The organism is Algibacter sp. YIN40 (assembly GCF_057219435.1).
The window spans coordinates 224,002-249,004 of the sequence record NZ_JBXVVC010000001.1 but is presented as its reverse complement, the minus strand read 5'-3'; the positions used below and the strand labels follow the sequence as shown (position 1 = coordinate 249,004).

Annotated in this window: 26 protein-coding genes; 10 read left to right on the top strand and 16 right to left on the bottom strand. The window is 33.1% G+C overall.

The features are described 5' to 3' along the window. Window positions 1-54: 54 nt before the first annotated feature. Complete coding sequence (locus tag AC2D6V_RS01210; protein ID WP_484646216.1) at window positions 55-1,320, top strand: acetyl-CoA hydrolase/transferase family protein; 1,266 nt, start codon at window positions 55-57, stop codon at window positions 1,318-1,320. Window positions 1,321-1,326: 6 nt separating this feature from the next. Here the strand turns inward: AC2D6V_RS01210 and AC2D6V_RS01205 are convergent, their stop codons facing one another. Further along, on the bottom strand, window positions 1,327-1,731 hold the full coding sequence (locus tag AC2D6V_RS01205; RefSeq protein ID WP_484646215.1) for a BT0820 family HAD-type phosphatase: 405 nt from the start codon (window positions 1,729-1,731) through the stop codon (window positions 1,327-1,329). A gap of 37 nt (window positions 1,732-1,768) precedes the next feature. Continuing rightward, window positions 1,769-3,286 carry a 2,3-bisphosphoglycerate-independent phosphoglycerate mutase gene (gene gpmI / locus AC2D6V_RS01200; protein WP_484646214.1) on the bottom strand — a complete coding sequence of 506 codons (1,518 nt, stop codon included), beginning with the start codon at window positions 3,284-3,286 and terminating at the stop codon, window positions 1,769-1,771. 246 nt (window positions 3,287-3,532) lie between these two features. Between gpmI and AC2D6V_RS01195 the strand changes: the two genes are divergently transcribed. Next, entirely contained in the window at window positions 3,533-3,922 is a 390-nt protein-coding gene (locus AC2D6V_RS01195) for an ankyrin repeat domain-containing protein (protein WP_484646213.1), read from the top strand. 65 nt (window positions 3,923-3,987) lie between these two features. Here the strand turns inward: AC2D6V_RS01195 and AC2D6V_RS01190 are convergent, their stop codons facing one another. After that, window positions 3,988-4,755 (bottom strand): M48 family metalloprotease, encoded by a 768-nt coding sequence (locus tag AC2D6V_RS01190; protein WP_484646212.1) that lies wholly within the window; start codon window positions 4,753-4,755, stop codon window positions 3,988-3,990. Window positions 4,756-4,881: 126 nt separating this feature from the next. Between AC2D6V_RS01190 and AC2D6V_RS01185 the strand changes: the two genes are divergently transcribed. Then, window positions 4,882-5,307 (top strand): GNAT family N-acetyltransferase, encoded by a 426-nt coding sequence (locus AC2D6V_RS01185; RefSeq protein WP_484646211.1) that lies wholly within the window; start codon window positions 4,882-4,884, stop codon window positions 5,305-5,307. Between the two features lie 12 nt (window positions 5,308-5,319). Here AC2D6V_RS01185 and pepE read toward each other — a convergent pair whose 3' ends face one another. Beyond that, window positions 5,320-6,027 (bottom strand): dipeptidase PepE, encoded by a 708-nt coding sequence (pepE, locus tag AC2D6V_RS01180; protein WP_484646210.1) that lies wholly within the window; start codon window positions 6,025-6,027, stop codon window positions 5,320-5,322. An 85-nt stretch (window positions 6,028-6,112) separates the two neighbouring features. Here pepE and AC2D6V_RS01175 point away from each other — a divergent pair, with 85 nt between their 5' ends. From AC2D6V_RS01175 to AC2D6V_RS01150, 6 genes are all read left to right on the top strand, one after another. Beyond that, window positions 6,113-6,937, top strand: coding sequence for a carboxypeptidase-like regulatory domain-containing protein (locus tag AC2D6V_RS01175; RefSeq protein WP_484646209.1), 825 nt, complete (start codon window positions 6,113-6,115; stop codon window positions 6,935-6,937). 188 nt (window positions 6,938-7,125) lie between these two features. Continuing rightward, on the top strand, window positions 7,126-7,818 hold the full coding sequence (locus AC2D6V_RS01170; RefSeq protein WP_484646208.1) for a peptidase associated/transthyretin-like domain-containing protein: 693 nt from the start codon (window positions 7,126-7,128) through the stop codon (window positions 7,816-7,818). 61 nt (window positions 7,819-7,879) lie between these two features. Beyond that, window positions 7,880-8,380, top strand: coding sequence for a DUF6702 family protein (locus AC2D6V_RS01165; RefSeq protein ID WP_484646207.1), 501 nt, complete (start codon window positions 7,880-7,882; stop codon window positions 8,378-8,380). Window positions 8,381-8,489: 109 nt separating this feature from the next. Then, on the top strand, window positions 8,490-10,793 hold the full coding sequence (locus AC2D6V_RS01160) for a M1 family metallopeptidase (protein ID WP_484646206.1): 2,304 nt from the start codon (window positions 8,490-8,492) through the stop codon (window positions 10,791-10,793). A 79-nt stretch (window positions 10,794-10,872) separates the two neighbouring features. Further along, entirely contained in the window at window positions 10,873-11,160 is a 288-nt protein-coding gene (locus AC2D6V_RS01155) for a Sec-independent protein translocase subunit TatA/TatB (protein ID WP_484646205.1), read from the top strand. Between the two features lie 127 nt (window positions 11,161-11,287). Further along, window positions 11,288-13,558, top strand: coding sequence for a tetratricopeptide repeat-containing hybrid sensor histidine kinase/response regulator (locus AC2D6V_RS01150; protein WP_484646204.1), 2,271 nt, complete (start codon window positions 11,288-11,290; stop codon window positions 13,556-13,558). A 7-nt stretch (window positions 13,559-13,565) separates the two neighbouring features. Here AC2D6V_RS01150 and AC2D6V_RS01145 read toward each other — a convergent pair whose 3' ends face one another. Genes AC2D6V_RS01145 through kynU form a run of 9 tightly spaced genes read right to left on the bottom strand, consistent with a single transcriptional unit; the run spans window position 13,566 to window position 21,685 of the window. After that, window positions 13,566-14,210 carry an O-methyltransferase gene (locus AC2D6V_RS01145; protein WP_484646203.1) on the bottom strand — a complete coding sequence of 215 codons (645 nt, stop codon included), beginning with the start codon at window positions 14,208-14,210 and terminating at the stop codon, window positions 13,566-13,568. Beyond that, window positions 14,210-15,292, bottom strand: a complete 1,083-nt coding sequence (locus AC2D6V_RS01140; protein ID WP_484646202.1) for an amidohydrolase family protein — start codon at window positions 15,290-15,292, stop codon at window positions 14,210-14,212. The genes AC2D6V_RS01145 and AC2D6V_RS01140 overlap by 1 nt, the downstream gene beginning before the upstream one ends. A 37-nt stretch (window positions 15,293-15,329) precedes the next feature. Continuing rightward, on the bottom strand, window positions 15,330-15,863 hold the full coding sequence (locus tag AC2D6V_RS01135) for a 3-hydroxyanthranilate 3,4-dioxygenase (RefSeq protein ID WP_484646201.1): 534 nt from the start codon (window positions 15,861-15,863) through the stop codon (window positions 15,330-15,332). A gap of 35 nt (window positions 15,864-15,898) precedes the next feature. Then, window positions 15,899-16,681 (bottom strand): SDR family oxidoreductase, encoded by a 783-nt coding sequence (locus AC2D6V_RS01130; RefSeq protein ID WP_484646200.1) that lies wholly within the window; start codon window positions 16,679-16,681, stop codon window positions 15,899-15,901. 1 nt (window position 16,682) lies between these two features. Then, window positions 16,683-17,123, bottom strand: coding sequence for a GNAT family N-acetyltransferase (locus tag AC2D6V_RS01125; protein ID WP_484646199.1), 441 nt, complete (start codon window positions 17,121-17,123; stop codon window positions 16,683-16,685). A gap of 54 nt (window positions 17,124-17,177) precedes the next feature. Then, window positions 17,178-18,617, bottom strand: a complete 1,440-nt coding sequence (locus tag AC2D6V_RS01120; protein WP_484646198.1) for an aldehyde dehydrogenase — start codon at window positions 18,615-18,617, stop codon at window positions 17,178-17,180. Continuing rightward, on the bottom strand, window positions 18,614-19,018 hold the full coding sequence (locus AC2D6V_RS01115) for a RidA family protein (protein WP_484646197.1): 405 nt from the start codon (window positions 19,016-19,018) through the stop codon (window positions 18,614-18,616). The genes AC2D6V_RS01120 and AC2D6V_RS01115 overlap by 4 nt, the downstream gene beginning before the upstream one ends. Before the next feature lie 5 nt (window positions 19,019-19,023). Continuing rightward, on the bottom strand, window positions 19,024-20,421 hold the full coding sequence (locus AC2D6V_RS01110) for an FAD-dependent oxidoreductase (protein ID WP_484646196.1): 1,398 nt from the start codon (window positions 20,419-20,421) through the stop codon (window positions 19,024-19,026). Continuing rightward, the gene (gene kynU / locus AC2D6V_RS01105; RefSeq protein ID WP_484646195.1) at window positions 20,414-21,685 is read right to left on the bottom strand and encodes a kynureninase; all 1,272 of its coding nucleotides are present in this window, start codon (window positions 21,683-21,685) and stop codon (window positions 20,414-20,416) included. The genes AC2D6V_RS01110 and kynU overlap by 8 nt, the downstream gene beginning before the upstream one ends. Before the next feature lie 116 nt (window positions 21,686-21,801). Here kynU and AC2D6V_RS01100 point away from each other — a divergent pair, with 116 nt between their 5' ends. Further along, entirely contained in the window at window positions 21,802-22,221 is a 420-nt protein-coding gene (locus AC2D6V_RS01100; protein WP_484646194.1) for a (4Fe-4S)-binding protein, read from the top strand. A 10-nt stretch (window positions 22,222-22,231) separates the two neighbouring features. Here the strand turns inward: AC2D6V_RS01100 and AC2D6V_RS01095 are convergent, their stop codons facing one another. The 3 genes from AC2D6V_RS01095 to AC2D6V_RS01085 all read right to left on the bottom strand — a co-directional run bounded on the left by AC2D6V_RS01095 (window position 22,232) and on the right by AC2D6V_RS01085 (window position 24,944). Beyond that, the gene (locus tag AC2D6V_RS01095; protein ID WP_484646193.1) at window positions 22,232-23,320 is read right to left on the bottom strand and encodes a formylglycine-generating enzyme family protein; all 1,089 of its coding nucleotides are present in this window, start codon (window positions 23,318-23,320) and stop codon (window positions 22,232-22,234) included. A gap of 15 nt (window positions 23,321-23,335) precedes the next feature. After that, window positions 23,336-24,211 (bottom strand): alpha/beta hydrolase fold domain-containing protein, encoded by an 876-nt coding sequence (locus AC2D6V_RS01090; protein WP_484646192.1) that lies wholly within the window; start codon window positions 24,209-24,211, stop codon window positions 23,336-23,338. A 64-nt stretch (window positions 24,212-24,275) separates the two neighbouring features. Beyond that, window positions 24,276-24,944: an IS6 family transposase gene (locus AC2D6V_RS01085; protein ID WP_484646191.1), complete on the bottom strand. Its 669-nt coding sequence runs from the start codon at window positions 24,942-24,944 to the stop codon at window positions 24,276-24,278. Window positions 24,945-25,003 lie beyond the last annotated feature (59 nt).

The following is a 25,003-nucleotide window of genomic DNA, read 5'->3' as shown; positions in this document are numbered from 1 at the left end:
GACAGTTTTTCTGAAGGTTATAAATACTAATTTTGTGATATTAAAAATAGTAAAATGTACAAAACAGTAAGTGCAGAAGAAGCAGTAAAAAGTATTAAATCGAAGGATAGAGTTTATGTTCAAGCGGCAGCAGCGGTTCCTCAGCGATTATTAAAAGCTATGACGGAACGTCATGAGGAATTAAGAGATGTAGAAGTTTGTCATTTGCACATAGAAGGAGAGGCTCCCCATGCTAATGTGAAGTATAAAGGAAGTTTTCATGTTAATTCTTTTTTCATTGGTAAGAACGTAAGACACACTTTAACAGCAGGTAACGGATCTTACACACCAGTTTTTTTAAGTGAATTGCCATTACTTTTTAAACGGAATATTTTACCTATAGATGTTGCATTAATACATGTTTCTGTGCCTGACAAGCATGGTTATTGTTCTCTTGGAGTATCGGTGGAAGCGAGTTTAGCAGCCATTGATAGTGCGAAAATTGTAATCGCACAAGTTAATCCCAAAATGCCACGAGTTCATGGAGATGGTATTATTCATTATACCGAGATTGATTTATTTGTAGAATGTAATGATGAAATACCGAGTATTTCACTAGGGCTGCCATCTCTAGTTGAAAGTAAAATTGGAGATTATGTTGCAAGTTTAATTGATGATGGAAGTACTTTGCAAATGGGTGTTGGTAATATTCCAAATGCGGTATTATCGCGACTAAATAATCATAAAAACCTTGGACTTCATACCGAAATGTTTTCTGATGGCGTAATCGATTTAATCTTAAACGATGTAATAAATGGTAATTATAAAACAATTAGTCCAGGGCGTGCGTTAACTACATTTTTGGTAGGATCTAAAAGATTGTATGATTATGTTGATGATAACCCATTTATTGAAATGCGCGAGTCTGATTATGTAAATGATGTTTCAATTATAAAGCAAAATAAAAAAATGGTAGCGATAAATTCTGCCATTGAAATAGATGTTACAGGACAAGTATGTGCTGATTCTATTGGACCTAAAATGTATTCTGGCGTAGGTGGTCAAATAGATTTTATTCGAGGAGCATCATTGAGTAAAGGTGGAAAAGCAATTATAGCATTACCATCAATAACTAAAAATGGGATAAGTAGAATTGTACCAAGTTTAAAACCTGGAGCGGGCGTTGTTACAACAAGAGCGCATGTACAATATGTTATTACAGAATATGGTATCGCGAATTTATATGGAAAAACAATAAAAGAACGTGTTAAGGCACTTGTTAATATAGCACATCCTGAACATAGAGAAAGAATAGATAAAGCATATTTTAAGCTAATCTAAAAATGCTCATTTAAAAAAACTAAAAAAGCCTTTCTTTTTTTCAGGAACATTTGGAGTTGTATTTGTAATTATTTGATAAATTTTTCCCCAACCTAGAAACCCTCCTATATTACGATCATCTATAAATAAATCGGCATGTATTTTTCTGCTATTTTCATTATTGAATTGCTCTTCGGGAAAACTTTTATTAACTGCATAAAATGAAATGCCTTGATCTTTGCAGTAGTTAACCGCTTCATTCAACCGTTCACCAGATCTATAAGTCCAAAGGATAAGTCTATGTCCTTCTTCTTGAAGTTTTTTTAATGTCTCTAAAGCAAAAAGTTTCGGCTTACCAATTTTTGGATAGGCGTCATCTACGATAGTGCCATCAAAATCTACAGCTATTATTAAGGTTTCGCTAAAATTCATACCTAAAAAACATCAATTGATGTAAAGCTACAATTTTTTAAACTAATGAGTGTCTTGTCATAGATTCTGGTTGTTCTATCCCCATAAGTTTTAAAATAGTTGGTGCCATATCACCTAAGATGCCATCTTCGATAGATTTTAATTCTTTGTCAATTAAAATGACAGGAACTGGATTGGTGGTATGCGCCGTATGTGGCGAACCATCTGGATTCATCATAGTCTCACAGTTTCCATGATCTGCGATAAGCAAAGTAGTGTAATTATTATCTAAAGCAGTTGAAATAACATCCTTTACACAAACATCAACAGCTTCACAGGCTTTAATGGCAGCTTCCATAACACCTGTATGCCCCACCATATCACCATTTGCAAAATTTAAACAGATAAAATCGACTTCTCCTTTTTGTAATTCTGGAACCAAAGCATCTCTTAGTTCGTATGCGCTCATTTCTGGTTTTAAGTCGTAGGTAGCAACCTTTGGAGAATTTCTCATAATGCGCGTTTCTCCATTAAAAGGTTCTTCTTGTCCTCCAGAGAAAAAGAACGTCACGTGAGGATATTTCTCTGTTTCTGCAATGCGAATTTGTTTTTTGTTATTTTTTTCTAAAACCTCACCTAAAGTTTCAGTTAGGTTATCTTTATTGAATATCACATTAACATTATTGTAACTATCATCATAATTGGTCAGTGTTACATAATGTAAATTTAATTTATGCATGTTTTGCTCATGAAAATCTTTTTGCGATAAAGCTTCAGTAATTTCACGACCACGATCTGTTCTAAAATTGAAGAAAATAATAACATCATCTTCTTTCACATTGGTGATGGGTTTGTTATTATTATCAACCATGATTATTGGTTTAATGAATTCATCTGTAATATCAGCACTGTAACTTTCCTCAATAGAAGCAGTAGCATTGTTTGATAAATCACCTTTACTATTAACAATAGCATCATAGGCTAATTTAACACGTTCCCATCTTTTATCTCTATCCATTGCATAATAGCGTCCAGTAATAGAGGCCAGTTTAGTATTGCCTTTTTTAAGATGTTCTTCTAATTTAGAAACAAAACCGCTTCCTGTTTTTGGGCCAACATCCCGACCATCTGTAAATGCATGCACAAATGTATTTGTTAAACCGAATTCGTTAGCTGCATCAATTAACCCGAAAAGGTGATTAATATGAGAATGCACCCCTCCATCACTTAATAGCCCTAAAAAATGAACATCTTTGTTATTTTCTTGAGCATATTTGAAAGCGTCGACTAAAACTTTTTCATTATTGAGAGTTTTATTTTCAACAGCTAAATTTACTTTAACAAGATCTTGATAGACAATACGTCCAGCTCCAAGATTCATATGGCCAACTTCACTATTACCCATTTGGCCTTCGGGTAAACCTACATGCAGACCATCTGTTCTAAGTGATGCACTTGGGTATTTTGTATATAAAGAATCTATAAAAGGAGTATTCGCATTGTCGATAGCTGATACTTTTGGGTCTGGTGATTTCCCCCAACCATCTAGTATCATAAGGATGACTTTTTTATTCATTAAAGTTGAATTTTTCGATGTTCAAAGATAAAAAAGTAAACTAAGATACTTGGATAAATCAATTCTAAATATAGCTTAATTGACTCAATTTTAGGAGTATGTTAAAATTTTAAGATTCTATTAAAGAAACATAAGAAAAAAGTTAAAAATGTGTTATTTATTATTTTTTATGTAACAGATTGCAAAAAATATCGTCTCTTTAGTATATCAAAAAACGAATCATTAATTAAATTAAAATCTTTCATCATGAAAAAAACAATCATTATTTCCGCTATCGCGTTATGTTTCTCAATTGTAACAGTTAACGCCAATTCAATTGACGCTCCAGCAATTCAATTTGAGACTGCTGCAGTTTTTAAAGTAAGTCCATTTTGTGTTTCTATAGCAAAAGGAGACATAGAAACAGTTAAAAAACTTATTACTTTAGGTGCTGATGTTAATGAAAAATCTAACGGTATGACACCAGTTATGTACGCTGCAAAATTTAACAGAACTGATATTTTAAAGCTTTTAATATCTAAAGGAGCTAAATTAAAATTAAAGTCTGATAAAGGAATGACTGCTTTAAAATATGCAGAAATACACAAAGCAACTGATGCACATGCTGTTTTAAAACAAGCCATAACCAAAAAATAAAAATAATTAAACTATAATTATTTTGAGTTAGTCACTCTAAAAAAGCCCTTATTCAAGGGCTTTTTTTATTGGGCACTATATTTTTCTATAGATTCTCTAATTTTTTCTATTCTATTTTCTGGGTCTGGATGGGTACTTTGAAATTCAGGAACTCTATTGGGGCCAGCCGCAGCTTTTAAAATTTCCATGACCCCAATCATTTCTTCTGGATTATAACCAGCTTTTATCATAAACCTTACACCTAAATCATCACTTTCTAGTTCGTCATCTCTCCCGTTAGTGAGAAGGGTGTTTTGACCAATACCACTAACTAGTCCTCCCATGTCAGCACCGACAGAGCCAGCTGTAGTCAGGCCTTGCCAGTATTCACTTTCTGCAATACGTTCAGCACTATGGCGGCCTAAAACGTGTCCTACTTCGTGACCCAAAACTCCTGCCAATTGATCTTCGTTTTCCAATTTTGAAAATAAGGCGTGTGTTATAAATATTTGACCTCCTGGTAGAGCGAAAGCATTTATAGTATTTGGGTCCGCTAATAAGTGGAATTCGTATTTATAAGGAGTCTCTCTAGCAATACTATTGTTTACTAATTTATTTCCAACGTTATCAACTAATGCTTGGTATTGATTATTTGGATGCAAACCACCATGTTGCTCAGCCATTTGAGGAGCACTCTGTAATCCAATTGCAATTTCTTTATCAGGTGTCATCGAAATGGTCTGTGTTCTACCTGTATATGGGTTCACTTCTTGCTGACTACATCTTTTGAATACAAAAAAGAGCGCAATTGCTGCTCCAATTAATAATCTTACTTTAAGGTTTCTTCCTCTCATAATTGAAAAATTTAATAACTAAAATTACAAAAAAATATAATTTATGTATTAGCTTATGCATATATTGTTGACACCTTTAATTTTTAAAGGTCACAACCTAATAGACAAAATCAAAATTATTTAACCATGTCTTACGAGTTTAAAATTATTGAAAAGGAAAAAATACATCTAGTGGTTCCGTTGGTAGAAAAACTGAACGATTATAAAATATCGGCTGAAGTTCTGAAAATTCGATTTATTGAAATGACCACTCAAAATTATGAATGTGCCGCAGTTTATGATGGAGATAAAATAATTGGTGTTACGGGTCTTTGGTATTGCACAAGGCATTATTCTGGTAAAAGTGTTGAGCCAGATCATGTTTATATAGATGATGACTATAGAGGTAAAGGGATTGGAAAGCAATTCTTTAATTGGATATACAAGCATGTTAAAGAAAAAGGATGCGAGGCTGTAGAGCTAAATACTTATGTAGGTAATTCCAGTTCGCATAAATTTTATTATAACGAAGGGTTTAATATTTTGGGCTTTCATTTTTTAAAGAAGCTATAACCTTACTTGTTTCTATTTTAAATGATTTAATTGTGTTTCTGGATTAACTTCATAGGGAGTTTTATCATATTCAAAAACTCTAGCAGTTAAATCGCCTTTAAGGATAATTGAATCTCCTGTAACCTGTAACCAACTACCTTCTCGCAGTCCAACAACTGGTTCAGTATTAAAATTATGAAATTCTTTGATTCTGGTTTCTCTGGTTTCTCCCATATGCTCGCTATTTAAATCGGGGTCCAAATAGTGTGGATTAATATTAAACGGCACCAAACAAAGTGCTTTAAAACTTGGTGGATAAATTATGGGCATATCATTTGTTGTTTTCACTGTAAGTCCACATATATTGCTTCCAGCACTAGTACCTAAATAAGGTATACCACTTTCAACTACCTTTTTTAGAGGTGCAATCAAATCGTTTTTGTATAACTGATTGATTAATAAAAAAGTGTTGCCTCCGCCAGTGAAAATAGCTTCAGCCTTTTCTATAGCCTTGATTGGGTTTTTAAATGAATGCATACCTCTTACTTCTTTACCAATTTTAGAAAAAGCTAAACTTACTTTCTTTGTGTAATCATCATGAGATATTCCACTAGGTCTCGCATAGGGTATAAAAAGAATTTTTTGAGTCTTTTCAAAAAAACGTGCTAAATCTTCTAAAATATATTCTAAGTAATCACCACTATGAAGTGTAGATGTGCTTGCAATGATAATATTTTTCATTAAATTTTTATTTGGATTGTAAAGCTAACTAATTATAATACTTAATAAAATTTTATATGAATTGAATTTTAAAAATGAAATTAAAATGGTATTTTTAATAAAAAATGATATGGTTCATAAACTTTTATTTCTGTCCTGTTTTCTTATTAGTTTAACTGTAATTTCTCAAAACTTCGATCGCATAAATGTAAACGGTAAAGTAATTGTTGAAAGCAATGACATTTCTGGGATAACCATTTTTAACACTTCATCAAATAATGGAGTTATTACAGATGAAAATGGAGAATTTAACTTGCTAGTTGGGTTGAATGATTTAATAGAAGTAAGTGCATTACAATATCAAAATATAAACTTCAAAGTGAATGGAGATATTATTAACTCTAAATCGATGAAAATTTTTTTAATTGAAGAAATTAATCAACTTGACGAGGTTATTGTCCTATCAAGAAGTTTAACAGGGCATCTCGATACCGATATTGGTGATAAAAAACCATTTAAGCCTAAGTTAGACGTCTTGTATTTTGGAATAGAAAATAAAGATGAGTTTGAATTCCAAAATGACAATAAAACTAAAATTGAAAATATTTCTATGGATAGGCAGCATTTACCGATGGTTAATGGATTAAATATAGTAAATGTAGTAGACCAACTATTACTGCCTTTATTCAGATCAGGAGTTAAGAACAAAAAAGATGTTAAGGTGCCAGAAGTTCCTATTGAATCTATTAAATATTACTTTGGATCTGAATTTTTAATATATAATTTCAATATTCCAGAACATCGAGTAGAAGAATTTATTAGGTTTGTAGAGTCTGAAAATTTTGATTTTACCTTGCTTAACTATGGTAAGGAAATGGATTTTTTAGAAGTTTTACACCTTAGAAGTCAAGAGTTTTTAGCTAAAAAATAAATAGGCACTTTAACAAAATTTTAATTTAGAATTACATTTTATTTAAGATTCCATGTGCGTTCTTTGGAGCATTAGGTAAATCGTGCAAAAACTCAAATATTTTATAACTTTATTTTTATTACTTTGTTTTCAAGAGGTTTTCTCGCAATCCATTGAAATAAAGGGGCGTGTTGTTAGTGAATCTAATATTGAAAACATTCGTTATAAATAAAACAAAGCAGATCTTTGCTACTACCAATAACGAAGGCGAGTTTAGTATTGCAGTTAGTCTTAACGATACATTAAAATTTTCATCAATTCAACACAAAACGCGTTTAGTTACAATCAATAAATTTATAATTACAACTAGAAGTATCTTAGTTAACCTAGAAGAGCAGATTAATGAGCTTGATGAGGTCTTAGTAGGCAAAGTGCTTACAGGCGATTTAATATCTGATGTTAAAAATGTGGAAGGTAATGCACCAATAAACTTCTACGATGTTGGTATTCCAGGGTATGAAGGAAAAATTGCGACGCAAAGTGAAAGACGACTAAGTGAAGCTGGAGAGTTTAAACCAAAAATGTTATTGGGGTTTTTGAGTGGAGGTATTCCTTTAAATCCAATTCTAAATGGACTTTCAGGAAGAACAAAAATGCTAAAAAATAGAGTAGAAATAGAATCGAAGGATGTTTTGATGCAAAGTATAAAGGCGAGATTAGGAAAGGGTTTTTTAGCATCAAACCCTTTGGAAGAAAATGAAGTTGCAGATTTTTTTTATTTCTGCTCAGATGATGTGAATTTCATAAAGCATTGTGAAAATCAAACAGATTTTCAAGTACTCATATTTTTAAGAATGAAATACAGGCAGTATCAAGCAAATAAAATAGAGAGACAAGATTAATATTTTTTTGGAATGCTTTTTGAATAATCTAAATAATTACTTTAGCAAAAAATATCATCTAATGAATTTAAAGCCATTTTTATTCCTACTTATCATACCGCTTTTTGCATTTACTGTTTTCCATAAGTATTATATGAGTGTAACGCAAATTGAGTACATAGAGGATAAACAATCCGTGCAATTAATTACGAGAATTTTTATTGATGACTTTGAAAAATTACTAAGAGAACGCTATGATGAATCTATAACGCTTGCAGATAAAAATGAACCAACTACTGTCGATTTGTATATAGAAAGATACCTAAGCGAAAAAATCAAAATTAAAATCAACAATAAAGATGCAGACTTGATATTTATTGGTAAAGAGTACGATATAGATATTGTAAGATGCTATTTAGAAATTGAAGATGTTGATGAAATAAATTCCTTTGAAATATCCAACCAAGTTCTGTTCGATGTATTTGAAGAGCAAAAAAACATAATTAAAACAGACATTAATTCAAAACAGAAAAGTTTTATTCTCATTTCACAGGATAAAACAGCCATGTTAAATTTTAATTAAAATAAACTTATTAATCTGTTTAAATGCTTATTTTCGAGCGCTTTTAACGAGAATAAATCAATATTTTCGAATATAAAGTATCATACATTGTATAAAATATAAAATTGAAATGAAAAAAATTGCCTTTTACTTATTTTCTGTATTATTTATTGGATTTAGTGTTCATTCTCAAGAAGAAAATTCAGAGCCTAAAGTTGGACATAAAAACGCCAACAAATTTAAACAACTTTACGACGAGTTCTCCACACCAAATATGTATAGAGCCGCCTCTGGTGCTCCTGGTGTTGCTTACTATCAGCAACAAGCAGATTATAAAATGGATATTGTTTTAGACGATAAAAATGCAAGGCTTTCTGGTTATGAAACGATTACATATACAAATAATTCCCCCGATATATTAAAATACTTATGGGTTCAGTTGGAACAAAATAAGAGAGCAAAGGATTCCAAGTCTCCTTTAATAGAAGGAAGTGGTGTTGCTCCTGTATTTCAGCCAAGTCAATTTGCTACTGAATATTTAAAGCAACCATTAGAAAGAGGTTTTAATATTCAAGAAGTAAAAGATACTAATGGGAAGCCTTTACAGCACATGATTAATCGAACTATGATGCGTGTCGAGTTACCGAAGGCATTAAAATCTGGTGAAAAATTTTCATTTTCTGTTAAATGGTGGTATAACATTAATGATCATGTTGTTGAAGATGGGCGTTCTGGTTATGAGTTTTTTCCTAAAGACGGAAACAGGGCTTATGTAATTGCCCAATTTTTTCCTAGAATGGCAGTTTATAGCGATGTTGAAGGGTGGCAAAATTCACAATTTTGGGGACGTGACGAATTTGCTTTACCATTTGGTAATTATGAAGTAAATATAACTGTTCCGGCCGATCATATTTTAGATGGTACAGGCGTGCTTACTAATCGAAAAGAAGTGTTTTCTAAAACAATGATGCAACGTTTTGAACAAGCTAAGAAATCCTTTGAAAACCCGGTTTTAATTGTTACTCAAGAAGAAGCAGAAGCTGCAGAAAAAGGATTTTCTAATGAAACTAAAACATGGAAACTTAAAGCTGAAAATGTTCGAGATTTTGGTTTTGCTACATCTAGAAAGTTTATTTGGGATATGATGGCGGTTAAAATTGGCGGTAAGAATATTATGGCTGTATCAATGTATCCTAAGGAAGGTAATCCGCTTTGGGAAGATTGGTCTACAAAGGCAGTAGCAAGTACTTTAGTTTCTTATTCAAGAATGACATTTGATTACCCATACCACAAAGCTATTTCTGTACATGCTAAAAGCCAAGGGATGGAATATCCAATGATATGTTGGAATTATGGTCGTCCAAAGGAAGATGGTACTTATAGCGATCGAGTTAAGTATGGTATGATGGGTGTTATTATTCACGAAGTGGGACATAACTTTTTTCCAATGATTGTAAATAGTGATGAGCGCCAATGGACTTGGATGGACGAAGGTTTAAACACGTTCGTACAGTATGTCGCAGAACAAGATTTTGGCAAAAAATATCCAGCAGCTTTATCACCTCAAGATAAACACTTTCCATCTGATAGGGGACCTGCTCGCATGATTGTGCCTTACATGAGTGGTAACCAAGATTATATTGCCCCAATAATGACTAAAGGTTTAAATACCTATCAGTTTGGTAATAATGCCTATGGAAAACCGGCAACCGCTTTAAATATTTTAAGGGAGACTGTTATGGGCCATGATTTGTTCGATTATGCTTTTAAAGAGTATTCAAGGCGCTGGATGTTTAAACACCCAACTCCTGAAGATTTTTTTAGAACTATGGAAGACGCCTCAGCTTTTGATTTAGATTGGTTTTGGAGAGGTTGGTTCTACACAACCGATTGGGTAGATATAGGCCTAAAAGAAGTGAAAAAATATTATGTTACTTCCGAGCCTAATAAGTTTATAAAAGATTTAGCTATAGAAAGAGGAAGAGATGTAAGTCAATTACCACCTTTAGTTTATATGGTTGAAGAAGGCAGTGAAGATTATAAGGAAGAAATGAAAACCGGAACGCTTTTAGAAAATGCTAAACCAGTTAATGAATACGTTATGGATAACTTTACGCCAGAAGAACGTAAAAATATTAAGCAACCTAAATTTTTCTATAATATTACTTTTGAAAAACCAGGTGGTTTGGTAATGCCAATTATTGTTGAGTATACATATGAAGACGGAACTTCAAAAACGGAAACATATCCAGCGCAAATTTGGAGATTTAATGATAATGAAGTTAGTAAAGCCATAGCATCGGAAAAAGAAATTGTTAGCATTACTATCGACCCTAATTTAGAAACTGCAGATGTTGATACATCAAATAACTCTTGGCCAAAAGAAATTAGCCAAAGTGATTTTGATCAATTTAAGAATAAGGTAAAGGGCTAATTTTTTTTATAATGTATTAAAGCCGATTTTTGCAATCGGCTTTTTTTATTCTAAGAAAACATCTTACTATATTTGTTCTGTGATACAACAAGCAACATTTTTATTTATTAGTGGTGGCGAAATAGCTTTTATACTATTTATTGCTATCATGGTTTTTGGAGCCGATAAGTTACCAGAAATAGCCCGAGGCTTAGGAAAAGGCATGCGCACACTTAAGGATGCTACTAATGATATAAAGCATGAGATTACCAAAACTGCCGAAAAAAATGGTATCGATACCAGTGTAACTTCCGATGTTAAAAAAGAGCTTAACAAAGTAAAAGAAGATATCGAGGATTTTACAGGGTCCGTTAAACGGAAATTCTAAGTTACTTCAACGATTTACAAAGTCATTCATCTATTTGTCCGAAATAGACTGCTTTTTGACGATTATTTTTTATTTCCTATTGTAAAAAGAAATAATTTAATCATCCCAAATCAAATGTTGCCCTTAAATGAAAACACACCTACTAATCTGTTTTCTATCCTTATTATCAATGGCTTATGGTCAAAGAGATAGAGAAATTATCAATGAAATTGATAATTTAAATGCTTCCGCTTTAAAACACTTCAATAATAATAGGATTGCTGAATCTTTTGATGAATTCAGTAGATCTAATGTATTATCAGATTCCATAGAAGATTCGTATGGTAGTGCCGTGGCTAATTTTAATTTAGGAAATATTTATGGGATGATGCAAAACCGAGAGTCAGCAGAATCTTGTTTTAAAGCAATGCTAAGGGCTTCAAAAACAATTAGTGACAACAACCTCATTGCAAAGTCTTATCTAAGTTTGGGGATGCTTTATAAAAGTAAAGGGCTTATTGATGAATCGATTCATTACTTAGAAGAAGCACTAAAACATACTTCTATTAAAAATAATCATGTTCGTAATGATTATGAAAAAACAGAAATTCAAAAAATATTATTTAATATAAGAATCAATCTTGCAGAGGTGTATTTAGAGAATAATAAATTTGAAAAAGCTTTAATTCCTCTATTACGTGCTAAAAACGATTTCACAAATAATGTTTTAGATTCTTATTCAATAGGTTATTTCAATTATATATATGGTTTGTATTTTACTAGGCAAGAATTATATGATAATGCCGAACTAAAATTCCAAAATGCTATTACTTTGTTAGAAAATAATAATCAAGATAAAGCCTTATTTCTTTTAAGTAATTCTTATAAAGAATTATCTGATATTAATTATAAAGCTGGAAAAAATGATTTAGCCTATAATAATATACTGATGCATAATAATTATAGGGATAAGTACATAAATGAAGCGAAAGTAAAACAAGACATCATTGCTAAGTCGAAATTTCTAATAGAAGACTATAAGTTTAGCGCCGATTTTGCAGACTACAAAAGGTTGCAGCAATTGGAGATGACGAATAAAATGAAGCGAATAAACATTATTATAACAGTTACGTTGTGTTTGCTATTTATTTCACTTGTTACATTGTTTATAAGCTATATATCAAAAAGAAAGCTAGGTAATGCGTTAAAAGTTCGTAATATGGAGCTAGAGATAGCTACCATAAAGGCCTTGAAATCTTCAGAGCTAAAATCAAAATTTATTTCTAACGTCTCACACGAATTAAGAACACCGCTATATGGTGTGGTAGGTATCACATCTCTTTTGTTAAATGAAAAAAAGAACTTCAGCGAGCGAGATACAAAATATTTAAAATCACTTAAATATTCAGGAGATTATCTTTTAAACTTAGTTAACGATATTTTACAAGTAAATAAAATGGAAGCTCAGAAAATTGAGCTTAAAAATGTCTCAGTTAATCTTAAATCTTTAGCGCAGCGTATAGTAGATTCTTTTGATTACAGATTACAAGAATCAAACAATAAGATTAAAGTTTCTATAGATGAAGAAGTACCTGAATATATTAAAGTTGATAAAGTAAGGCTGTCTCAAGTTTTAATAAATTTAATTGGAAATAGTATAAAATTTACTGACAGCGGTATGATTGATTTGAGAATCAAATTATTAAACTTAAGCGAGCAAAAAGCTAGCTTACGTTTTGAGGTAGAAGATAACGGTAAAGGAATTCCAGAAGAAAAATTCAAAACCATATTTGATAATTTCTCCCAATTAGGAAATGAAAGTAATACAAACTATCAAGGAACTGGTTTGGGGCTTTCTATTACAAAAAATATTATCCAATTATTTGAAAGTAAAATAGAACTTGAAAGTGAAGTCGGGAAGGGGACTAAATTTAGTTTTAATGTTGATTTTGATATAGACCATGAAAGTAAGTCAATTGTAGATATAAATAAACCAAAAAGCGTAAATATAAATTCGGATAATGAGTATAAGGTTTTAATTGCAGAAGACAATAAAATTAACCAGATTGTGACTAAGAATTTATTAGCCAAACAAAATTATGCTTGCGAGATAGTTAATAATGGTGTAGATGCAGTGGAAAAGATGAAATCGAATCACTACGATCTTATATTAATGGATATAAATATGCCAATAATGAATGGTGATGATGCTACAACAGCCATTCGAGAATTCAATAAAGAAATTCCAATTATTGCTTTAACAGCTGCCGATATAGAAGAGGTTAGACAGGATTATGCAGCTATAGGTTTTGATGATATTATAACTAAACCATTTGATAATTATGAGTTTTTTCAAATGATAGCCACGCATATTCAAAATTCGAAGTCCTGTGAAGTAAAACTCGTTATCGCTTCTTAAGCAATAATTAGAGTTTTCTACTAATTGTTAAACCATCTCTAATTGGCAGAACAACTGTTTCTACACGAGTATCATGTTTTAAAAGTGCATTGTATTTTATTAAGGCAGGTGTAGAAGTGTCTTCTTTTTTAAAGGTAGTATCGAGTACTTTGCCACTCCATAAAACATTGTCAGATAAAATAACACCTCCTTTGTTTAACCTCTTAATTATAACATTAAAGTAGTTCGCGTAATTTTCTTTATCAGCATCTATAAAAACTAAATCAAAAGTTTTTTCAAGATTGGGAATAAGCTCTAAAGCATCACCTAGGTGTTGAATAATTTGATTTCCATACCCAGATTTATCAAAATATTTACGCTGAAAATCAACCAACTCTTCATTGATATCTATAGTATGTAATTCCCCTGAAGGTTGCATGCCTTCGGCTAAACATAAAGCAGAATAACCGGTATAAGTACCAATTTCTAGAATGTTTTTAGGATTAATTAGTTTAGAAATCATGCTCAAAACACGTCCTTGATAATGCCCACTTAGCATGCGAGGTTGCAATATTTTTTGATAGGTTTCTCTGTTAAGTTCTTGTAATAACTCTGGTTCGTCTTCAGAATGTATTACAACATAATCGTCTAATTCTTCTGGGATAAAATGCACTAGCTTAGAATTCTATTTAATAATTTTTCTTTTGCTGTTTCACTGTCACCACATAACCATTGAATGACATTATTTTCCCAAATATCGTCATATTCTTTTTCGTTAATAATGTTTCTTTCAATTGCCAAATCTAGTAATTTTCCAGGATATGATGATTGTGGTTCACTCTCCATTTCACCTAAAGGGTATGGGTCGTCGAGTCCCATAAGCACTTGTTTAGCTCCGTGGTTACGTATCAATAACTCCAAACCGCCTGTATCATGTACTAAGGTGTCAAAGAAAATATTTTTATGACCAACTGCTTTTCTAGGGTGATGCTTGCCCTCAAATAAATCGGGTCTGCCATCAAATCCTTGAATACGTCTTCCTAAATTAATCTGGGCTAATTGTCCACCATGCGCAAAACAAGTACGCATATTTGGAAATTTTTCTTGATACCCGTTCAGAGTTAAAAAATGATAAGCATCGCCGCATTGTGCTAGCATCCATATTAAATGAAAACGCCACGATGTATTTTCTAATTTTATAAATTTCTCACCATCATATGGGTGGACTTCAACTGCCAGATTATATTTATTGGCTAATTCGAAAATAGGTTCATTTTCTTCATCAAAAATACAGCGCCAAGTGCCAATAGTGTCCATATAATGTGTTGGGAGGCAAAGTAATTGCAAACCATGTGTTTCCACACAACGTTCAATTTCCCAACAAGCACTTCTTATAAAACCTGGGTGTACTACAAATCCACAAGTAAATTTACTTGGGTAATCTCGCTGAATACCGGCATTGAAATCGTTTTGAAAACGTAACGCTTTCTTCATCTCTTCAACGCGCAGACCATTACCATAAAGTTGCGATAAATTTAATACAACCGCATGATCTATTTTATTACGTTCCATCCATTCAAGCTTTTCATCTAAGAAAAAACTGGAATCTGTAACAGGGCGCTTCCATCCTTTTTGAAGCATGAATTTCCGGTCTTTATCTACCCAAAATATGCCTTTTTCGCGCATAAACTCCGGAATTTCTTCTGGGTAAGGCAATAAATGTGAATGACCATTAATTCTAAGTTTGCGTTTCATGTTGAAATCCTGAGAGGTCAGGAATCTTTAAGTTATATTAATCTATTTGTACTTTTTTTGGTGGCTGCATTACTTCTCCACAATTGGGGCAGCTACGTTTATCGCTATCACTATAATATTTATCGAATATTTTAGGCATATCGGTTTCAATATTGTCTAGCGTAAAATCTTCCTCATATAATTTGGTGGTACAATTTTCACAAAACCAAAGTAATGCATCTTGCACTCCTTTCTCTCTAGGATACTCTATAACGAGACCTACGGTATTTGCACCTCGTTGAGGCGAATGTGGTACTTTAGGAGGTAACAAATAAATATCTCCTTCTTTAATATGAATATCTTTTGGTGTGCCTTTGTCAATTATTTTTAATATGATATCGCCTTCAACTTGATAGAAAAACTCGGGCGTTTCATTATAATGGTAATCCTTTCTGCTATTCGGTCCACCAACAACCATTACAATAAAGTCGCCATCTTTCCATACAACTTTATTGCCAACAGGGGGTTTTAGTAGATGTCTGTTTTCTTCAATCCAAGCTTTAAAATTTATGGGAGATGTTAAATTACTCATGGCTATATGTTTTGAAAATTATATTCTGTTTAAAGTTACAAACTTTTTGTACGTCCACCATCTACAGGAACGTTAATTCCGTTTACATAACTTGCTGCTTCACTTGCTAAAAAAGTAATGACGTTAGCAGTTTCTTCTGGTTTAGCAAATCGTTTGACTGGTGTGTAATTCTTCATGATTTCTGCCATATCTTCTATAGATGTGTCAGAACCATTTGCTTTAATTTTTATAATTTCCGCTAGACGTTCCGTTTCGGTAAAACCTGGTAATACATTGTTAACAGTAATACCGTAAGCTGCTACTTCTTCAGCTAATGTTTTACTCCAATTTCCCACGGCCCCTCTTGTAGTGTTGCTTACACCTAGACCAGGGATAGGTTCTTTAACAGATGTAGATATTACATTGACAATCCTACCAAAGCCAGTTTCTTTCATGAAGGGAATTGTTGCTTGAGCTAAAACGTGGTTACATTTTAAATGCATTGTAAAAGCGTTATCAAATTCTTCTAGACTTGCACTTAATATAGCGCCGCTTCTTGGTCCACCAGTATTGTTGATTACAATATGAAAACCATGTTCCTTTTCAATAAATTTAATAACCTGTTCTTGGAGTTCTCGTGGATTAGAAAAGTCGGCAACAATATAGCTGTGGTTTCTATGGTCCGGTAACTCAGCAAGAACAGCTTTTAGTTTTTCTCTATTTCTAGCTACAAGTGTTACGTTTACACCTTCGGCAGCTAAGGCAATAGCAGTTGCCTTTCCAATGCCCTGAGTACTTCCGCAAACGAGTGCGTTTTTGTTATTTAATTTTAAATCCATGTTATTCGTATATTAATTTGGCGCGAGGGCTTAATTTTTCCATTAGTTTTTCTGGGCTTTTTACTTCTGTGAACCCAAATTTTGTATAAAGTGAATGGGCATCTTTAGTAGCCAACATCCATTTGTCTATATGTTTTAATTCTTGATAGCTTAATATTTGGTCTAATAATAACTTTGAATATCCTTTACCTTGATAATCTTCAACGACAAAAACATCCAAAAGATAAGCAAAAAAGACTTTATCTGTCATGACTCTTGTATAAGCAATTTGATTACCGCTATGAAACAAACCAAAATTAATTGTATTTTCTGAAGCTATTTTTTGTTCTTCAAAAGTTCTAGATGTTCCCCAATATGAATTTTTAATAAACCTATAAATAAGCTCTAAATTCATATCATTAAAATCTGATGAAAAGTATATACCTTTTTTTACTTCTATCATTATTCGTTACCTATTAAATACGTACTGAATCATATTCAGCATGACAATAAATTGTCAATATTTTATACATACATTTTTAGCTTCTGTAAAAAACCGTAAAGCTTCGAAACCGCCTTCTCGACCAACACCTGAAGCTTTTACACCACCAAAAGGTGTGCGTAAATCTCGTAACATCCATGTATTGACCCAAACAATACCCGATTGTAATTTGTTGCTCATTCGCATGGTACGTTTTAAATCATTTGTCCATAGCGTTGTTGACAAACCATATTTCACCTTATTAGCCATTTCTAGAACGTCATTTTCAGTTTCGAAGGGCATAATGGTTACTACGGGTCCAAATATTTCTTCTTGGTTCACTCGGCATTCATCTGTTTCAACCTCAATAATTGTAGGTTCTAGATAATATCCTTTTTCGTAATTTTTTACTATAACTTTGTTTCCGCCGCAGAGTATTTTTCCACCTTCATTTTGACCAATATTAATATAATTTAAAACCTTCTCTAAATGTGTTTTTGAAACTAAAGCACCTATATTGGTTGTGTCTTTTGATGGATGTCCAACTTTTAACTGTTTGACTTTTTCAACAAAATCTTTTTTAAACTTTTCATAAATAGAAGCTTCTACAAAAATCCGGCTTCCACATAAACATATCTGACCTTGATTATCGAATGATGAACGTACTGTGGTTTCCAACATATCGTCATAATCACAATCTGCAAAAATGATATTAGGGTTCTTTCCGCCTAATTCTAAAGACAATTTTTTAAACATGGGCGCAGCTACTTTGGCTATATGCGCGCCGGTTGCTGTGCCTCCTGTAAAACTAATAGCTTTAATATCTGGATGCTCTATGATGGCTTGTCCTGTTGTTGTCCCTAAGCCATGAACGATATTTAAAACACCTTTAGGTAATCCAGCCTCGTTACAAATTTCTCCAAGTAAATAAGCTGTCATAGGTGTAACTTCACTGGGTTTGGCAATAACACAATTACCGGTGGCTATCGCTGGAGCTATTTTCCATGTGAATAAATAAAGAGGGAGATTCCATGGTGAAATACAGCCAACAACACCAATAGGTTGTCGTAAGGTGTAATTTATGGCGTTTTGTCCAACACTTTCATGGCTTTCGCTAGCAAATTGTGTAATGGCATTTCCGAAGAATCTAAAATTACTTGCAGCTCTTGGAATATCTATAGCTTTTGCTAAACGAATGGGTTTGCCATTGTCTTTGCTTTCTGCGTCTGCAAATCGGTCTAAATTAGCCTCTAGTAGCTCTGAAATTTTAATTAAGATTCTGCTACGTTCCTCTAACGTGGTTTGCGACCATTGCTTGAAAGCGGCTTTGGCGCTTTGATATGCTTTTTCTATATCATTTTTAGAAGAGTTAGGTAATTGCCCATAAACTTTGCCATTTGCTGGATTGTAATTGTCAATCCATTTGTTACTGACTGGATTATGAAAGTTGCCGTTTATGTAGTTTAGGATGTTCATTTAGAGTTTTTATAGGCCATAACTTTAATCTCAACCACCAAATCGGGATGTGGTAATTGATGAACCGCTACTGAAGTTCTTGTAGGTCCTGTTGCTGCATCAAAAAACTCAGCATAGGCTTTGTTATAGCCTGCGAAATCATTCATGTTTACTAAAAATGAAGTGACATCTACCACATTTTTTAAGCTAGCACCTTCTTTGGCTAGGTTCTTTTCTATATTTTTTAAAACTTCACGGGTTTGAACTTCAATATTTAGATGTTTGGTTCCCATTTCGTCAATAATATCAACACCAGCAATGGTGTTATCTGCTCGTCGGGAACTGGTTCCTGAAACGAAAATAAAATCGCCAACTCGTTTGGTATGAGGGTATGCGCCTCTAGGTGTAACTTTTTCACTCATAATTTTTATTTTAAACCAGCAATTCTATCATATTCTAGAATAGCCTCTGTTTCTTTTTGCACTCTGTCTAAGATCTGTTTTAAATCATCATTTAAGTTTATTTCTCTATCCGACAGTAAATTTAAAATAGCCTTGTCCTGCGCTCTGCCTCTTAGCATAGCTTCTCTATAACTGATGTGTTCGTTAAAGGTTACTAAAGAGTATTTTGACGAATACACACTAGGATACTTTTTTTCCAATGCCATTTCCAATTTACGCTTTTCTTGGAATATAGGATTCGCAACATGATCTTTCATTTCATGGAAATTATCAATCGCTAAATCTGCAATGGCGTCTGTGTCTTTTTTACGAGTGGATTCGTAGGTCTTGAAAACTGCTTCCCAGTTTTCTAAGTTTTTATCTAAGACTTTATCAAACTCTACCACATCTTCAAATGAAGCATTCATACCTTGACCGTAAAACGGAACAATGGCATGCGCTGCATCACCCATTAGTAATGTATTTCCTTTATAATGCCATGGGGCACACTTAACGGTACCCAATGGACTTGTCGGATTTTCGAAAAAGTCTTCAAGAAGATTTGGCATCAGCGACAATGCATCTGGAAATTCTTTTTTGAAAAACTCCAATACAGACTCTTCAGTAGTGAGGTTATTAAAATTATAATCGCCTTCACAAAAACTTAAAAATAATGTTACGGTGAAACTACCATCTAGATTTGGTAATGCGATGAGCATAAAATCACCACGAGGCCAAATATGTAAGGCATTTTTATAGGTTTTGTAATTACCATTTTCTTTGGGAAGAATGCTTAATTCTTTATAACCGTGAGTTAAATATTCTTGTGAAAAACTGAATAAAAATTTTTTACCTAAATAATAGCTTTTTCGCATAACCGAACCTGCACCATCCGTTGCAATTATCGCATCTGCATCCTCAATAAATTCTGTATTGGTTTCATAATCTTTAAATAATACTGTGGTTTTTTCAAAGTTTACCGATTTACATTTTTTATTAAAATGAATGGTTACGTTTTTATGTTTTTCAGCTTCATCTAGTAACAATGTATTCAGTCCGCCACGTGAAATAGAGTTTATGTATTCGTGGTCGCGACCACTATAATTTGATAAATGGGTATCACCCTTTTTATCGTGTATCATGCGACCATTCATAGGAATGCAAAGCTCTTTTACTATATCTTCCAGTCCTACGAGTTTCATCGCTTTATTGCCTCGATCTGAAAATGCTAAATTTATAGATCGACCAGCACTTATGTCTACTTTGCGCAAATCTTGACGCATTTCGTAAACAACAACATTATAACCTCTTTGGCCTAGACGTAAAGCCAAAAGAGAACCACAAAGACCAGCACCTATGATTAGTATGTTTTGTTGTTTATTCATTTAAAATAAGTTTTAGTTTTTCAACCATTAAATACACATCTTCAAACGAATTATACAATGGCACAGGAGCACAACGAATAACATCTGGCTCCCTCCAATCGCTAATAACTCCAGCTTCTGTTAGTTTCTGATGCAATCTTTTATCAGCATTTAAAACTTGTATAGATAGTTGGCATCCACGTTCTTCTGGGTTTGAAGGCGTAATTATTTTAATTGCATTTTCTCCAAGTTGTTTTAGTAGAAATTCAAAATAACCCGTGAGCTTTCTTGACTTTTTTACTAATTTTTCCATCCCAACTTCATTAAATATATCTAAGGATGCTTTAATGGCTGCCATAGATAAAATAGGAGGGTTGCTTAATTGCCATCCTTCCGCTCCAGGCAATTGATCAAACTCATCGCGCATATTAAAACGTGTTGTTTTGTTATGACTCCACCAACCAGTGAAGCGATTAAGCGCTTTGTTATGAGCATGTTTTTCATTTATAAAGCAGCCTGCTAAACTACCTGGTCCTGAGTTTAAATATTTGTAAGTACACCAGAGCGCAAAGTCTGCACCAGAATCATGCAGATTAAGTTCGACATTTCCTGCACCATGAGCACAGTCAAAACCTACCATACAATCATATTTATGTCCTAGTTGTACGATCCGTTTTAAATCAAAATACTGTCCCGTATAATAATTTACCCCGCCAATCATTATTAATGCGATCTCATTGCTTTGTTTTTTAAGAATGGCCTCTAAGTCCTCATATCTTAAAAGCTCTTCATTTTCTCTCGGTTCCCATAGAATGAGTCCTTCTTTATCATCAAACCCATGATGTCTTAATTGCGATTCTACAGCATACTTATCAGAGGGAAATGCATCACTTTCAATAAGTATTTTAAAGCGTGTTTTTGTAGGCTGATAAAAAGAAACCATCATCAGGTGTAAGTTAGTTGTAAGCGTATTCATTACAACTACTTCAATGGGTTTTGCGCCAACCACTTTAGCAGTGCTTTCAGTTAAGAATTCATGATATGGAAGCCATGGATTTTTTGCTTCAGTGTGGCCCTCTACTCCTAAATTAGCCCAATCTTCCAGTTCTTGGTTTATATATGCTTTTGTGGATTTTGGCTGCAATCCTAATGAATTACCAGTCATATAAATCAAGTTATTTCCTTGTTTGTCTTTAGGAATATGAAATTGGTTTCGGTAAGCAGATAATTCGTCGTTTTGGTCTTGTTGCTTAGCGTAGTTAAGACCTAATTTAAAGTCGGACAAAGTGTTTATTTTTCTGTTTCTAACAAAAATAAGCATTATAAAGTTAGTAGCGAATATCAAAAAAGAGGATATTTTTAGTTTCTATTTTTTTGTATATTTAGTAAAAACTAATTGATATGGTAGAAACAAAAAAGTATTCAAATGAAGACGTAACTATTGTTTGGGAGTCAAAGAAGTGTATCCATTCGGCTATATGTGTAAAGGGACTTCCAAAGGTTTTTAAACCTAAAGATAAACCATGGATAACTATCGAGGCAGCCACAACAGATGAATTGGTTAAACAGGTTAAACAATGTCCGTCTGGAGCATTAAGCTATTATATGAATGATGAAGAAGATAATACTTCGGAAGTTTTAGAGACCAAAGTTGAAATTTTGGAGAATGGCCCATTACTTGTTTATGGAACGCTGCATGTAACTCATAAAGATGGTTCGTCTGAAACTAAAAATAAAACAACTGCTTTTTGTAGATGTGGAGCGTCAAATAACAAACCATTCTGCGATGGAGCTCACGTAAAAACAGAATTTAAAGGATAAGCAATGATTTTTATTTAAGCATATCTGGGGTGGCAACTGTTCTAAAACCTAAATGCTCTTGGGCAGAATCGGTATCGGTGGCCATTCTTGAAGAGACTCTATAGCTTGCACAATAAGAATCGCTACAAAGGAAAGACCCTCCTTTTATTACTTTTTCTTTTATATATGGATTGTTTGGGTTGTATGCTGTTTTTGCTCCAACTGGATTATTGATGGTTGTATTTTGCGATTTAAGTTCATTGTAATAATTGGTGTTGTACCAATCGTTGGTCCATTCCCAAACATTGCCAGCAATGTCGTAAAGTCCAAAGTCGTTTGCTGGGTAAGATTTAACCGGAGCTAGTCTTTCAAAACCATCTTCTAAAGTATTGCTTACTGGAAATTCTCCTTCCCAGCTATTTGCCATTTTTGAAAGTTTCGATCTGTCGTCACCCCAAAAATAGATGGTATTATTTTTTCCTGCTCTTGCGGCATATTCCCATTCTGCCTCTGTAGGTAATCTTCTTCCAGCCCATTCACAGTAAGCCAAAGCATCTTTATTAGAAATATGAACTACGGGGTAGTTGTCTTTACCTTCAATATTACTGTCTTTACCATTCGGGTGTCTCCAATTAACTCCTATTACCCAATCCCACCATTGAGAAAAGTCATATAAGTTCGGGACAGAAGTTTTAGTTTTCTTAAATAGTAACGATCCTGGTTGCAGGATGGTATCATGAGGTTTAGGTGTGTCAGGAGGTAATTGTCTTTTCATTTCTTCCCAGTCAATTTCTCTTTCTGCGATAGTTATATACCCTGTTTCATTGACAAATTTTGAGAATTGCGCATTAGTAACTTCTGTAATATCCATAAAAAAACCATCAACCGAAATTGGGTGCTGAGGTTTTTCGTGAGACATAGCCATTTTATCTTGAGGAACAGCCCCTTGATTAAAAATTCCTCCAGGTATCCACACCATGCCTTCTGGGGTTTCAGGAATTTTATTTGATGTTTCTTCTTGGATTGCTACTTCGTTAGATGCAGTGGTTGTTTTGTTTTTGCAACTTAGAATCGAAATTGCAATAGCTAAAGCTATTATAAATGACGTTTTTTTCAACATTAATTATTTTGATTATTATAAATAAGTATTGGTAAAGGTTTTTATTTTACTCCAAGTGTCTAATAGTAATGTGACTTCACTAATGTTTGTGCCCCAACCATGACCAGCTTCGGCGTAAAGTGTAAATTCATTTGTAACATTAAGAGAGTTTAGTTCGTCTCTTAGTGCAGTCCCTTGTGTAGTAGGTATTAAAGGGTCTTGTCCTCCATAAAAAAGAATGGTTGGTGGAGAAGAAGCTGTAGCTTGGTGTAAGGGGCTAACCTCTTCCAGAAACTCTATTGTTGGGTCAACGCCAAAACTATCTAATAACAATTGCAATCCTAGATTCGTATTATTTAAATATACGGGGTCTGTGAAGTTGGTAGGACCAACAATACTACAAACCATATTTACATCATTACTCGTATCGAATGCATAGCTCCAAAGTAAAGAGAGGTGGGCGCCAGCACTTGTACCCAAAAAACCGTATTCTTCTGAAATGACATAATCTTCTTTTTTAGATTTTAATTGATTTATAATTGTGGTAATATCATCAATTTGCATTGGATAAGGTGGATTATTTTCATCTGATAGGCGATAATTGATATTTACCAAAGCTATATCTGGAAAATCATTTCGATATAAATCTACTAAATAATTCATACTACTTTTGTCACCAGAACTCCAACCGCCACCATGTACTAATATCATTACTTTGGTGTTAGTGGTTCTGTTTTCTGGTAAATAAATATCATATATTTGATCGCTATCTAAGCCATAAGAAACATTGGTCAATTTTTGAAATTGCAAACTTTCCTGTGGCAGATTAGGACTATCATTACTATCGTTTGAACAACTTATGAGAAGACATACTAATCCAAATAGTACGATAGATCTTACTAAATATTTCATGGTAATTTTTTTGGCTCTGTCGCATTAATTGTTATGGGTAGTATTTTTAAAAGAGAATGTAATTTCAAGAAGCTAGAGAGCAAAAAGTTTTGAACGTTGAAGATTTGGGTTTCAAGATTTGATCCTTTCTAATCATATTTATTATTTCTATTCCTGCTAGTGTTCTTTGTGCTGATTCAAATTCTTTAAACCCAGTTGAAATTGCTATTCTTCTTTTAATGCTCCGATGGTCTTGCTCTATAATATTGTTCAAGTATTTGACGCGTCTAATCTTTATCTTTTTTCTAGTGAAGCTTCTTTTATTCCAAGTCTTTATTCCAGCCGTATTAGCACCGCTTTTATCTATGTTTATGATTCTAGGTTTACCATTGTTTCTAATAGCTTTATTCAAGAATTTCTGAGCAGAACCTTTCATTCTTCTTTTAGTTAGTAGGAAGTCTATAGTATTTCCTTGTTTGTCAACAGCTCTATATAAGAACCTGTCTTTACCAGAGACTTTAACATAAGTTTCATCTAACCTCCAACTATTAGTTACTTGTTTTTTACGCTGATTCATATTGTACTCAATCTCTTTAGAGAACTTAAAGACCCATCTTTGAATGGTAGAATGATCAACTTTAATACCTCTAATGGCTAAAAGTTCTTCAACATCACGATAGCTCAGAGTGAATCTTAGTTTGAAATAGACTGCTTGTTTGATTATAATAGGAGGGTAGCGATGGTGTTTGTACATTGAGTAGGTTTTTTTATTTCAAAAATAAGTATAATTGAAAAGAAGGAATTAATGCGACA

Bases quoted from the DNA above. Each gene is read 5' to 3' on its own strand.
- AC2D6V_RS01095 (WP_484646193.1), bottom strand. From the start codon at position 23,320: ATGTTGAAAAAAACGTCATTTATAATAGCTTTAGCTATTGCAATTTCG.
- pepE (WP_484646210.1), bottom strand. From the start codon at position 6,027: ATGAAAAATATTATCATTGCAAGCACATCTACACTTCATAGTGGTGAT.
- AC2D6V_RS01175 (WP_484646209.1), top strand. From the start codon at position 6,113: ATGGTATTTTTAATAAAAAATGATATGGTTCATAAACTTTTATTTCTG.
- AC2D6V_RS01210 (WP_484646216.1), top strand. From the start codon at position 55: ATGTACAAAACAGTAAGTGCAGAAGAAGCAGTAAAAAGTATTAAATCG.
- AC2D6V_RS01160 (WP_484646206.1), top strand. From the start codon at position 8,490: ATGAAAAAAATTGCCTTTTACTTATTTTCTGTATTATTTATTGGATTT.
- gpmI (WP_484646214.1), bottom strand. From the start codon at position 3,286: ATGAATAAAAAAGTCATCCTTATGATACTAGATGGTTGGGGGAAATCA.
- AC2D6V_RS01195 (WP_484646213.1), top strand. From the start codon at position 3,533: ATGAAAAAAACAATCATTATTTCCGCTATCGCGTTATGTTTCTCAATT.
- AC2D6V_RS01150 (WP_484646204.1), top strand. From the start codon at position 11,288: ATGAAAACACACCTACTAATCTGTTTTCTATCCTTATTATCAATGGCT.
- AC2D6V_RS01130 (WP_484646200.1), bottom strand. From the start codon at position 16,681: ATGGATTTAAAATTAAATAACAAAAACGCACTCGTTTGCGGAAGTACT.
- AC2D6V_RS01165 (WP_484646207.1), top strand. From the start codon at position 7,880: ATGAATTTAAAGCCATTTTTATTCCTACTTATCATACCGCTTTTTGCA.
- AC2D6V_RS01185 (WP_484646211.1), top strand. From the start codon at position 4,882: ATGTCTTACGAGTTTAAAATTATTGAAAAGGAAAAAATACATCTAGTG.
- AC2D6V_RS01120 (WP_484646198.1), bottom strand. From the start codon at position 18,617: ATGAACATCCTAAACTACATAAACGGCAACTTTCATAATCCAGTCAGT.
- AC2D6V_RS01190 (WP_484646212.1), bottom strand. From the start codon at position 4,755: ATGAGAGGAAGAAACCTTAAAGTAAGATTATTAATTGGAGCAGCAATT.
- AC2D6V_RS01100 (WP_484646194.1), top strand. From the start codon at position 21,802: ATGGTAGAAACAAAAAAGTATTCAAATGAAGACGTAACTATTGTTTGG.
- AC2D6V_RS01205 (WP_484646215.1), bottom strand. From the start codon at position 1,731: ATGAATTTTAGCGAAACCTTAATAATAGCTGTAGATTTTGATGGCACT.
- AC2D6V_RS01135 (WP_484646201.1), bottom strand. From the start codon at position 15,863: ATGAGTAATTTAACATCTCCCATAAATTTTAAAGCTTGGATTGAAGAA.
- AC2D6V_RS01140 (WP_484646202.1), bottom strand. From the start codon at position 15,292: ATGAAACGCAAACTTAGAATTAATGGTCATTCACATTTATTGCCTTAC.
- AC2D6V_RS01090 (WP_484646192.1), bottom strand. From the start codon at position 24,211: ATGAAATATTTAGTAAGATCTATCGTACTATTTGGATTAGTATGTCTT.
- AC2D6V_RS01110 (WP_484646196.1), bottom strand. From the start codon at position 20,421: ATGAATAAACAACAAAACATACTAATCATAGGTGCTGGTCTTTGTGGT.
- AC2D6V_RS01085 (WP_484646191.1), bottom strand. From the start codon at position 24,944: ATGTACAAACACCATCGCTACCCTCCTATTATAATCAAACAAGCAGTC.
- AC2D6V_RS01125 (WP_484646199.1), bottom strand. From the start codon at position 17,123: ATGATAGAAGTAAAAAAAGGTATATACTTTTCATCAGATTTTAATGAT.
- AC2D6V_RS01115 (WP_484646197.1), bottom strand. From the start codon at position 19,018: ATGAGTGAAAAAGTTACACCTAGAGGCGCATACCCTCATACCAAACGA.